General features: G+C 42.5%; 10 protein-coding genes and 1 tRNA gene. 5 read left to right on the top strand and 6 right to left on the bottom strand.

Annotation, left to right across the window (positions count from 1 at the left end):
- Positions 1 to 252: 252 nt before the first annotated feature.
- A complete protein-coding gene (locus RRG12_RS14990; RefSeq protein ID WP_420759842.1) occupies positions 253 to 642 on the top strand; it encodes a VOC family protein in 390 nt (129 codons plus the stop codon).
- Positions 643 to 860: 218 nt separating this feature from the next.
- Here RRG12_RS14990 and RRG12_RS14985 read toward each other — a convergent pair whose 3' ends face one another.
- Positions 861 to 1,607: a Uma2 family endonuclease gene (locus tag RRG12_RS14985; protein ID WP_420759841.1), complete on the bottom strand. Its 747-nt coding sequence runs from the start codon at positions 1,605 to 1,607 to the stop codon at positions 861 to 863.
- Positions 1,608 to 1,789: 182 nt separating this feature from the next.
- Here RRG12_RS14985 and uvrA point away from each other — a divergent pair, with 182 nt between their 5' ends.
- Positions 1,790 to 4,681 (top strand): excinuclease ABC subunit UvrA, encoded by a 2,892-nt coding sequence (uvrA, locus tag RRG12_RS14980; RefSeq protein ID WP_420759840.1) that lies wholly within the window; start codon positions 1,790 to 1,792, stop codon positions 4,679 to 4,681.
- A gap of 73 nt (positions 4,682 to 4,754) precedes the next feature.
- Here uvrA and RRG12_RS14975 read toward each other — a convergent pair whose 3' ends face one another.
- The 5 genes from RRG12_RS14975 to hisF form a co-directional block, all read right to left on the bottom strand.
- The gene (locus RRG12_RS14975) at positions 4,755 to 6,320 is read right to left on the bottom strand and encodes an HNH endonuclease family protein (RefSeq protein WP_420759839.1); all 1,566 of its coding nucleotides are present in this window, start codon (positions 6,318 to 6,320) and stop codon (positions 4,755 to 4,757) included.
- A 40-nt stretch (positions 6,321 to 6,360) separates the two neighbouring features.
- The gene (locus tag RRG12_RS14970; protein WP_420759838.1) at positions 6,361 to 6,648 is read right to left on the bottom strand and encodes a hypothetical protein; all 288 of its coding nucleotides are present in this window, start codon (positions 6,646 to 6,648) and stop codon (positions 6,361 to 6,363) included.
- Positions 6,649 to 6,774: 126 nt separating this feature from the next.
- Positions 6,775 to 6,847 (bottom strand) — tRNA-Ala (locus tag RRG12_RS14965).
- A gap of 97 nt (positions 6,848 to 6,944) precedes the next feature.
- Positions 6,945 to 7,136, bottom strand: a complete 192-nt coding sequence (locus RRG12_RS14960) for a hypothetical protein (protein WP_069071057.1) — start codon at positions 7,134 to 7,136, stop codon at positions 6,945 to 6,947.
- A gap of 99 nt (positions 7,137 to 7,235) precedes the next feature.
- Positions 7,236 to 8,009: an imidazole glycerol phosphate synthase subunit HisF gene (gene hisF / locus RRG12_RS14955; protein ID WP_069071056.1), complete on the bottom strand. Its 774-nt coding sequence runs from the start codon at positions 8,007 to 8,009 to the stop codon at positions 7,236 to 7,238.
- A gap of 281 nt (positions 8,010 to 8,290) precedes the next feature.
- Between hisF and ruvB the strand changes: the two genes are divergently transcribed.
- The 3 genes from ruvB to RRG12_RS14940 all read left to right on the top strand — a co-directional run bounded on the left by ruvB (position 8,291) and on the right by RRG12_RS14940 (position 11,621).
- Positions 8,291 to 9,391, top strand: a complete 1,101-nt coding sequence (ruvB, locus tag RRG12_RS14950; protein WP_420759837.1) for a Holliday junction branch migration DNA helicase RuvB — start codon at positions 8,291 to 8,293, stop codon at positions 9,389 to 9,391.
- A 137-nt stretch (positions 9,392 to 9,528) separates the two neighbouring features.
- A complete protein-coding gene (locus RRG12_RS14945) occupies positions 9,529 to 10,335 on the top strand; it encodes a tetratricopeptide repeat protein (protein WP_420759836.1) in 807 nt (268 codons plus the stop codon).
- A gap of 11 nt (positions 10,336 to 10,346) precedes the next feature.
- Complete coding sequence (locus RRG12_RS14940) at positions 10,347 to 11,621, top strand: glycosyltransferase (RefSeq protein WP_420759835.1); 1,275 nt, start codon at positions 10,347 to 10,349, stop codon at positions 11,619 to 11,621.
- Positions 11,622 to 11,699 lie beyond the last annotated feature (78 nt).

Genomic DNA, 11,699 nt, shown 5'->3' with positions numbered 1-11,699 from the left:
GAATTCTCTGGCGGGTTATGAAGCCCACAGCGAAGCTATTTCTAGCTTAAGTTGACACCAATGCCCGCTCCGCTAACGTAATTCGTAGTTAGAAGGGCGGTTAGAAACCGCGTCTACACGAGGCTTTACCCACCTCCGTGGGTTTAAAACCCTCAATTTTTTCTTAGTCCGCGGAGGCGGAATTTGCTTGTATAGCCGCAAATTTTATTCGCCCTGGCTCTTACTGATTTTTATACATAAGGAGAAAGAATTATGAAATTTGGTTACACGGTCATCTGGGTAGACGATGTAGTTAAAACAGTTGAGTTTTACGAAAAAGCCTTTGGTCTAGTTCGTCGCACTCTCCAGGATAAAGGACAATCTATGTGGGCGGAAATCGAAACCGGAAACACCACATTAGCTTTCTCTTCTAGTAGCGAAGCACAAAAGTTATTTCCTGGTGGCTGCCATCCCAATGACGCTACACAACCACCGACATTAATTCAAATATCATTTATCACACCTGATGTTGGCAGCGCTTACATGAGAGCAATTGGCGCAGGTGCAAAAGCACTAGATGCTCCTAAAACCCAGCCTGGGGGAAAAACTATTGCTCGTGTCCGCGATCTCAATGGCGTGCTGGTGTCGTTGGTGAGTGGCTGAGTAGCAAGTTGCTTTGAACGCGATTGATTGGGCTGACGATCGCTTGATACAGAAAAAATGCGATCGCAGTTCTGAATCTCCGTTCCGAGTCATTTCCAATTCGCAATTGCGAATTGCGTTAGCGGAGCGGGGCGTTAGCAAGAGTGCGAATTGTTTGGTCAAGGCTCTGGTTCTACTGCCAACGCTGTTAACTGAACTGCTAATCATTGCACACGGCTTTACTCCTGAGCCAGGGTTCGCACTTCTTCCACTGACAATCCCAAAGCTTGGGCAATCTGTTCGATGCTCAAATTCATTTGCAATAATCGGGGTATGGCATCTCTCCTAGCTTGTTCTGCAAGTTCTGCTCGTTGGCGTTCTTGCTCTGCTCGTTGGCGTTCTTGCTCGGCGTTGCGAGAAATTTCTGTATAAGTTAAAAACCGTTCTCCATCAGGGCGATATAACTGTAAGCCCTCTGTTGATAAAGCAAATCGAATTTTTAAACGGGGACTCACCCAATCTTCCATTTGGGGGATGACATCTAAACCGTCTTCGCTACGCAACCATCCACGCAAATTATTTTTCTCAGGATCGTAAATGTAATACTCTTCCACGCCATAGCGATCGTAGAAAAGTAATTTCTTGTCCATTTCAGTTTGGGTGTTGCTGGGAGAAAGAATTTCAAACACCACTTGCGGTGGAATTCCCTCCTCTTTCCATTGTTGGTAGCACAAGCGATCACCCTTTGGTCTACCCAATACCACCAGCACATCTGGGGCGTTAACAATTTTGTTGCGTCCCTCTACCGGATACCAAAATAAATCCCCGGCGACAAATACATTTGGATCGTCAGCAAATAGCCAATCTAAATTCTGCTTAATTTCTACAATCCAGCCAAACTGTATAGTATTATTAGCCACTGGTTGTCCGTCACTATCTGGGTAGATGACCTCTGGCTGGGTCGGCGGTTGGATTTGCAATACCATAGCTTCGCCCTCAGAAGGATATTTAATCGGGATGCTTCCAAATTAGCAGACTCTTAAGGATGTCTGCGGCATAAATCTGGAAGGATAACTAATTAAAACAGTACGATTGTTCTACTATAAACTGATTAAAGATAGTATTATTAAGGACTGTTTCATAAGAAACTCCTTCTTTGCCGCCCAATATGTCAGACCAACAGCTAGCAGCATCCTTGAATGGACATCTTCCCAACCCCAGCCACAACAGCCAGAATACCATTCGGATTCGGGGTGCTAGGCAGCATAATCTGAAAAATATTGACTTGGAATTGCCACGCGATCGCCTAATTGTATTCACTGGCGTTTCTGGGTCTGGTAAGTCTTCCCTAGCCTTTGATACCATTTTCGCTGAAGGGCAACGTCGTTACGTAGAATCCCTCAGCGCCTACGCACGGCAATTTCTCGGACAACTGGATAAGCCGGATGTGGAAGCTATTGAAGGCTTAAGTCCAGCAATTTCTATTGACCAAAAATCAACGTCTCATAACCCCCGTTCCACTGTCGGTACGGTGACGGAGATTTACGACTATTTGCGGCTATTGTTTGGTCGGGCTGGCGAACCCCATTGTCCAATATGCGATCGCTGTATTGCACCCCAGACAATCGATGAAATGTGCGATCGCATCATGGAATTACCAGATCGCACCCGTTTCCAAATTCTTGCACCCGTTGTCCGTGGGAAGAAAGGCACACATCGTAAGCTTTTGTCAAGTCTGGCTTCTCAAGGTTTTGTCCGCGTGCGAATCAATGGCGAGATCCGCGAACTGTCAGATTCCATTGAATTGGATAAAAATTTTACCCACACCATCGAAGTGGTAATTGACCGCTTGGTGAAAAAGGCTGACATCCAAGAGCGTTTGGTTGATTCCCTGTCTACGTGTCTCAAGCAATCGGGCGGGATTGCAGCCATTCTGGTGAGTCTACTTGGTGACGATGGACAAGAAAAAGAAGAAGAATTAGTATTTTCGGAAAACTTTGCTTGTCCAGAACATGGCGCGGTGATGGAGGAATTATCGCCGCGATTGTTCTCCTTTAACTCACCTTATGGTGCTTGTCCGCACTGTCATGGAATCGGGACTTTAAGGAGATTTGCGCCAGACTTGATCGTACCCGACTGGGAAGCGCCAGTTTATGCTGCGATCGCGCCTTGGTCAGAAAAAGATAATTCTTATTACTTAGAATTACTCTATAGCGTCGGACAGATTTATGGGTTTGAGTTACAGACAAATTGGAGCAAGCTGACAGAAGACCAGCAGCAAATTATTTTGTTTGGCGAGAAAGATGAACGAGCCGCAGAAGCACAGAGGAAGCAGAGTTTTAAAGGTGCTATTCCAATTTTGCAACGACAATATGAGGGTGGTTCGGAATTAGTTAAGCAAAAATTAGAGCAGTATTTAATTGATCAACCTTGTGAAGTTTGTCATGGAAAACGGTTAAAACCGGAAGCTTTGGCGGTGAAGTTGGGGCAATATGGAATTTTAGATTTAACTGCGGTATCAATTCGGGACTGTCGGGAGAGAATTGAGCAATTTAAGTTGAGCGATCGCCAGTTACAAATTGCTGATTTAGTCCTGAGAGAAATCAAAGCCAGATTGCAATTTTTGTTAGATGTCGGTTTAGATTACCTCACCCTTGACCGTCCAGCCATGACCCTTTCCGGTGGTGAAGCCCAACGGATTCGTCTAGCAACGCAAATTGGTTCTGGATTAACGGGAGTTCTCTATGTCTTAGATGAACCGAGTATTGGTTTGCATCAAAGAGATAATGGTAGGTTGCTGAAAACCTTAACTAAGTTGCGCGATTTGGGTAATACATTAATTGTCGTTGAACACGATGAAGAAACAATTCGTGCCGCTAACTATATAGTTGATATTGGCCCTGGTGCAGGAATTCACGGCGGAAATATTATCGCCCAAGGTGATTTTGAGGCGTTATTAGCAGCGGAAGATTCTTTGACGGGTGCGTATTTATCAGGAAGACGGGTAATTACCACACCAGCAGAACGCCGAGAAGGAAATGGGCGCAGTTTGGGAATTAAAAATGCCCATCGCAACAATTTACAAAATATAGATGTAGACATTCCATTAGGTAAACTTGTCTCCATTACTGGTGTGTCTGGTTCTGGCAAATCTACCCTGATTAACGAGTTACTCTACCCATCTCTGCAACACCATTTAACCAAGAAAGTTCCTTTACCAAGACATTTGGATAAAATTCAGGGATTAAACGCGATTGATAAAGCGATCGTTATCGATCAATCTCCCATTGGACGCACACCACGTTCTAACCCTGCAACTTACACAGGAATTTTCGATGCCATTCGGGATGTATTTTCCCAAACAGTAGAAGCCAAAGCTAGGGGTTACAAACCCGGACAATTTTCCTTCAACGTTAAAGGTGGACGTTGCGAAGCTTGTAGCGGACAGGGCGTGAATGTGATTGAAATGAACTTTCTCCCTGATGTTTACGTGCAATGCGAAATTTGTAAGGGTGCAAGATATAACCGCGAGACTTTGCAGGTGAAGTACAAAGATAAGTCAATCTCTGATGTCCTGAGAATGACAGTTGAGGAGAGTTTAGACTTTTTCCAGAATATCCCCAAAGCGATCGCGCGTTTGCAAACTTTATTTGATGTCGGCTTGGGTTATGTCCAACTAGGACAACCTGCGACTACCTTATCTGGTGGTGAAGCGCAACGGGTAAAATTAGCAACAGAACTATCTCGACGCGCCACAGGTAAGACACTTTATTTAATAGATGAACCGACAACAGGGTTATCTTTTTACGATGTCCACAAATTGTTAGATGTGTTGCAACGATTGGTAGATAAAGGTAATTCAATATTAGTCATTGAACACAACTTAGATGTAATTCGTTGTTCTGACTGGGTGATAGATTTGGGGCCAGAAGGTGGCGATAAAGGCGGAGAATTGATTGCTGTGGGGACACCGGAGGAAGTTGCAAAAAATCCCAGGTCTTATACTGGGCAATATTTGCAGCAGGTGTTGCAGCAATATCCGGCGATGAAAAAGTCGTAGGATGCTTTGGTGAAAGCTAACGCATCCTACTACCTCACCACCATATCTAATTTCATACTTGATTTTAAAATATTTAATTTTTGTATGTTGTATTACAGTATGGATGAGTCAACTGTGCATTTTCTAAAGTCCCTAGACCACCATCAGCTTTTCTCTTGATGTGATCTATAGAGTTAAGGCGAGTAGGGAGACAGCCACCACAGATTTTACATCGTGGAGAGCCAGGTAAAGCATCTCTGATAAAAGCTGCTGCTTTTGTCTCTCGTGAGAATTCTTTACTTTGGCTATCACTTGTGTTAATTTTACTTTTAGTTTTTAGAGAGCCAAAACCTTTTTCGATGATGATCTCCTTAATAACATTTTTCTTATCTATTCCTTGCAATAATTTATCAATAATTTTTATATAAAAATCTTTAACCTTCTCTCTTGCTTTGAGCGCATTTCCATTTTTACTGACAATCTGCGGAACCATATCATCTTGCCAAATCACCCATTCAAAATCTTTTCGGACTTGTATAAATTTAGAAAAGTATTTAGTTTTTTCTAAATGTAACATTAAGGTAACGATGCCATAAAATGAGCCTATTTTGGGTTTTCCAGCGCTAGTGTAAAAATATATAATGGGGTGCAAACCCAGAGATGAAGGATGATTGCTATTTATTCTTTGCGCTACTGTTTTGCAATTTTTTAGCAGTTCTACTGTTTTTTCTCCTGTAGGATCGTCTCCTAATTGATTATCTACTTCTATCTTATTAACCATATTGACATATTCTAATATGACTTCAATTTTTTCAGGAGCCGATAGACTTCCTACTATTGGCACGTCTAGAGTTTTAATAGGATTTTTTAGTTTAGGTTCAAAAATAAGTTGATGTATTTCTTGAGCAAGTTGTTCTATTTCATCCTGTTTATTTTGGGAGAAGTCTGACCAATATTTATGTCCATTACCACTTCTCATAATTGCACGAGCAGCAACACCATTAGGTGTCTTTCGTGCCAGTAGTAAACGCATTTCAGTTTCACCAATAGGTGCTGCTTGTTGATTAATTTTAAAAAAAGATGCTTCTGCTTTTTCTGAATTACCTTCAACCCACTGTAGCTGGATACCTAAAGCTCCTAAATTTCTTGCTCTATCAAGAAAATTTTGATCTACTTTTCCTTGATTCTGTGTTAAGGATTGATAATCTTTATAAGAACCTATATTTGCTTTAATAAGCTTCCTTACCTCTTGAGCAGCACTTTTTTGCTCTTCTGTAATATCTCCATCATAAAATTCTTTGGAAATTTTACCATCACCATAGTCATCATTTATCCAAGCTATTAGAGAACTAAGTCGATGTGAGCCATCAATGACAAAATAATAACTACTAGAACTTCTCCAAAGAATAACAGATGGTATTAAATCACCATCTAAAAAACTTTTTATAAACTCACATATTTTCTGAGACTCCCACTCGTTAGTTTCTCTTTGAAAATCAGGTTTGCGTAAAAATGGATAGAAAAAAGAATTTTTTTCTAAATCACGGATAGATATCATAGGAATATTTCTTCCTATATTTTGGCCTTGTTGTCCTTGTACTTCAAATGCTTCTCTCGGTACAAGTGCATCTAGACTGACCTTTAGGCTGTCTTTTACCATCTCTGCTACTTTTTAAGTATAAAATTGCTCTAGTGATTTATTATATATTACAAATATTACAATTTTTATAAGACAAATCGTTGGGATGTAAATAAACAATTGAAGATGCACTCTTATTACTCACACCACCCGCACTCAAATCTGACAGAGTGGGAAATGATGCAGACTTAGCATAAGGCCCATTTCGTAAAATTTTAGCTAGGGTTGTCCTGAGAATGACAGTTGAGGAGAGTTTAGACTTTTTCCAGAATATCCCCAAAGCGATCGCGCTACACATTTCAAGGTTTTTGGCGCTAACTGAACCGTGTTGTGATTTAGCGGAGATCACATAACAAAGTAGTCATGACTTTATGGCATTTTTGTCAAGTCAAAAATTAGAAGCATAAGCTTTCTCTTACAGAAAACTTATGCTTCCACTTTCATCAATTAACGGAGAGGTTTCAGGTGTGAAGAATGGAGCTAAGCGGATTCGAACCGCTGACCCCCTCAATGCCATTGAGGTGCGCTACCAACTGCGCTATAACCCCTTAAAATCCATTATACATAATGGCTTAATTATTAGTACTTTGTCAAGCTTTTTATGGAAACTAAATTTTAAATATCTCATCAAGCACCTAACACTCGCTACGACACTTGCAACAAATAGGTCATACAGTGCCCCATCAAAAAGTAAACGACTAACATGGCAGCAGCAGCCAGAGCAACCAATGTACCAGCCAACATGAGAGAAAATTCTTTACTCTCATAGGCTCTTTCCATTAAGTGCAGCGACCACGCTACCAGGGCTACATCAAAAAGTAAAATAGGAAGCAACATATTTTTTAATATTTGTTAATACTTGTAAAATAATATTAACACCCTTTCAGGGAAGTGTGTCTAACCTCAGATAGATGTCATTAAATGCTAAATGGAGGTTCAGGAGATTAGTCTGACTGGCACATTGCGATCGCGCAAGTAATTCTTAATTTCTGCTACGCTTAATTGTCCGTAATGTAACAGGGATGCGAGTAATGCCGCTTCCGCTTTGCCTTCAGTTAGGGCAGTGTAGATATGTTCACAATTACCTGCACCACCAGAAGCAATGACTGGAATTTCTACAGCATCGGCGATCGCCCGTGTAATCTCGATGTCATACCCGGCTTGGGTTCCATCAGCATCCATACTTGTAACTAATAGTTCTCCGGCCCCCCGTTTTTCAACTTCTTGTGCCCAAAGTAGAGCATCTAAGCCTGTGTTTTCCCTGCCACCCCGCACATACACATCCCAACCTGGATTTTCCGGGTTATTTCTGCGTCTGGCATCAATTGCAACAACTATGCACTGATTACCAAAGCGATCGCTGGCCCGATTAATCAAGTCTGGATCACGCACCGCCGCAGAATTAATACTAACCTTATCTGCGCCCGCTCGTAACAAAGCTTTAACATTTTCTAAGGATTGGATACCACCACCCACAGTCAATGGAATAAAGACCTGTTCAGCAGTTCGGTAGACTACATCTAAAATTGTAGCTCGGTCTTCATGAGTAGCTGTAATATCCAGAAATACTAACTCATCAGCACCGGCTTCGTTGTAAACCTTGGCCAGTTCTACCGGATCGCCTGCATCTTGGAGATTGACAAAGTTAACTCCTTTTACAACCCGTCCCGCCTTCACATCTAAGCACGGTAAGATTCTTTTAGATAACATAATAACTTTTGTACTTCTGGGTAATTGACCGGAATTTAAATTTTAAATTGGCGCGGGTATTTCCAAACGAAAATTTTCACGGACATGGGGCATTGGGCATGGGGGATTATGAAAAAGGGTAAAGGGTAAAGGGTAAAGGGGAAGGGGGAAGGGGTTTGTTTCTTTATCCTTTTCCTTTTAACCTTGTCCCTTTGTCCTCTCATCTCCCCCAGTCCCCAGTCCCCAGTCCCCAATCCCCAGTCCCCACTCCCTAGTCCCTTATAAAGTAGATAGCTGAAATTATGGCGATAATATCCTCGAAAAAACAGCCTCCAGAACCCAACGGAGAACCAAAGCAGCGTCGAGAGTCGGCGAAAGCACCATCCACAGACAATATTTTGCAACCTGAAGCTGCTATTGATGAACAAGATAAACAAGAAGAGGGTATTCGACCGCAGCGATTTGCCGATTACATTGGGCAAAAAGATTTAAAGGATGTGCTAGATATTGCCATCAAAGCAGCTAAGTCTCGTGGTGAGGTACTGGATCACTTGCTGCTGTATGGGCCGCCGGGATTGGGTAAAACCACAATGGCAATGATTTTAGCATCGGAAATGGGGGTAAATTACAAAATTACCAGTGCGCCAGCCCTAGAACGTCCACGAGATATTGTTGGGCTACTGGTAAATCTTAAGCCAGGAGATATTTTATTTGTGGATGAAATTCATCGCCTCTCGCGGATGACGGAGGAAATTCTCTATCCGGCGATGGAAGATTATCGCTTAGATATTACTATTGGGAAGGGTTCCAGCGCTCGTATTAGAAGTTTGCCGCTGTCAAAGTTTACCCTAGTAGGGGCTACAACCCGTGTAGGCGCTTTAACTTCACCACTGCGCGATCGCTTCGGTTTGATTCAAAAACTCCGATTTTACGAAGTTGACGAACTGACTAAAATTGTACTGCGAACTGCTCAATTACTCAAAACTCCTGTTACAGAAGATGGTGCCGCAGAAATTGCTCGTCGGTCACGCGGAACCCCACGGATTGCCAATAGGCTACTAAAAAGAGTGCGTGATTATGCGGAAGTAAAAATATCTGGTGAGATTACTGAAAATATTGCATCTGAGGCATTGCAACTATTTCAAGTAGATCCCTGCGGTTTAGATTGGACAGATCGCCAAATGCTGAGTGTGATAATTGAACAATTTAACGGTGGGCCAGTGGGGTTAGAAACAATGGCAGCAACGACGGGTGAAGATACCCAAACCATTGAAGAGGTATACGAACCTTACCTCATGCAAATTGGGTATTTAACTCGGACTCATCGTGGCAGAATGGCGACTAAGGCAGCATACAAGCATTTGGGATTCACGCCGCCTAATGAACAGTTGTCATTATTGTAATTATGGGTATGGGGCAATTCAATTTTGGATTTTAGATTTACAATTTTGGATTGAATTCCAATCTAAAATCCAAAATCTAAAATCTAAAATTTTTACTCCCCACTCCCCATCTTCAAGATAAACACAGGTAAACCTAGATGATTAAGTTGATTGGTATTTTTCTCAGTCTGTTACTTGTGTTTGGCTGGGGTACACCAGTCATGGCACAATCTCAAACGTCCAACATTACTGAAGAACAGTTAAAACAAGGTGATGAGTGGGCAAATCAAGCATTTACAGCGACGAATCAAGGTGATTTTGCGACGGCTGAAACTTACTGGACAAAAATTATTGACGAATTTCCCACTAATGCAGGGGCGTGGAGTAACCGGGGAAATTCGCGGGTGAGTCAGAATAAGTTACAAGAGGCGATCGCAGATTATAACAAAGCCATAGAACTAGCACCAAATGTCACCGATCCATATTTAAATCGGGGGGCGGCGTTGGAAGGGATGGGAAAATGGGACGATGCGATCACAGATTATAATCATGTCTTAGAACTCGATCCTAACGATGCAATGGCGTATAACAATCGCGGCAATGCCAAAACAGGTTTAGGAAAATGGGAAGATGCGATCGCAGACTACAAAAAATCTAATGAGATAGCCCCAAATTTTGCCTTCGCCCGTGCAAACTACGCCCTTGCTCTTTATGAAACAGGTCAAAAAGAGCAAGCAATCCGCGAGATGCGAAATATTGCCCGTAAATACTCCAAATTTGCTGATGTGCGTGCCGCCCTCACAGCTGCATATTGGGTGAATGGAGAACAAGGTGAAGCCGAAAGTAACTGGGTAGCAGCTTATGGACTTGATAGCCGCTACAAGGATATCGACTGGGTAAAAAATATCCGCCGTTGGCCTCCCAGCCTAGTTACAGCTTTGGATAAGTTCTTGAAAATCAAATAGAGGCATTGATCATGACTCATTTCGGCATCATCTGTCCTGGTGCAGCAACCGGCCCCCTCAACACTATGCTTCCCTTGGGGCAGGAACTTCAACGGCGTGGGCATCGCGTCACCCTCTTCGGAACACTCGATATTCAACCCAAAGCACTAGCAGCAGGAATAGAATTCCAAGCAATTGGCGAAAAAGATTTTCCCTCTGGCTCCACAGCAGAATCCTTTACAAAATTAGGTCAACTACGTGGATTGGCTGCGTTTAAATACACTATTGAACTGCTCAAACGTGTTTCATCTGTGACACTCCAAGAGGCTCCAGCAGCAATTAGAGCAGCAGGTGTAGAAGCTTTGCTAGTAAACCAAAGTTCAGTAGAGGGAGGGACAATTGCCGAGTTTCTGAAAATTCCTTTCATCACTGTGTGCAGCGCTGTGGTGCTAAATCGAGAACCTAGCGTTCCTCCTTTTTTCACAACTTGGAAGTATAGTCCAGCTACGTGGGCACGCTTACGCAACCAAATGGGTTACACGTTACAGAATAACGTCGTCAAACCACTTCAAGATTTGATCAATGAATATCGTCGAGAGTGGAAATTACCCCTGTACTCTAGTCTTAAAGATAGTTACTCTCCACTTGCTCAAATAAGTAATGCACCTGCTGAGTTTGAATTTCCCAGAGAAGAATTACCTCCTTGGTTCCATTTCACGGGAAGCTATCATACTTCAGCCAGTCGAGCAACTGTTTCTTTCCCTTATGAAAAATTGACGGGGAAACCGTTAATTTACGCTTCGATGGGAACATTGCAAAATCGTCTGATTTGGGTTTTTCAGACTATTGCTTCAGCTTGTGAAGATTTGGATGCTCAGTTAGTGATTTCTTTAGGAGGTTCTGCTAAACCAGAATCATTACCAGACTTGGCAGGAAATCCTTTAGTAGTTGAGTATGCACCTCAATTAGAAGTGCTGGAAAAAGCTACCCTCATGATTACTCATGCGGGAATGAATACAACAATGGAATGTCTCAAAAAAGGAGTGCCAATGGTGGCGATTCCAGTTGCTAATGACCAGCCAGGAGTAGCAGCGCGTATCGCTTGGACAGGGGCAGGTGAGCTTGTCACCTTAAAGAAACTGAATGTTTCTACATTAAAAAATGCTGTTAGACGGGTGTTAACAGAAGAATCTTATAAACAGAATGCCCTGAGATTACAAGCAGCTACTCTCGGTGCTGGGGGGGTAAGTCGAGCCGCTGATATTATTGAGCAGGCTGTTGCTAACGGCAAGCCTGTCTTGGCTTAAACACAATAATAAAAATGAAGTTGATGATGAGTTCGGACTCGTTTCATCAACATCTTTCATGATGTATACTTCCCTGGC

It is taken from the genome of Nostoc sp. CALU 546 (assembly GCF_048836525.1).
Note: the sequence above shows the minus strand (reverse complement) of the source record. Positions and strands in the feature narration are given on the sequence as shown.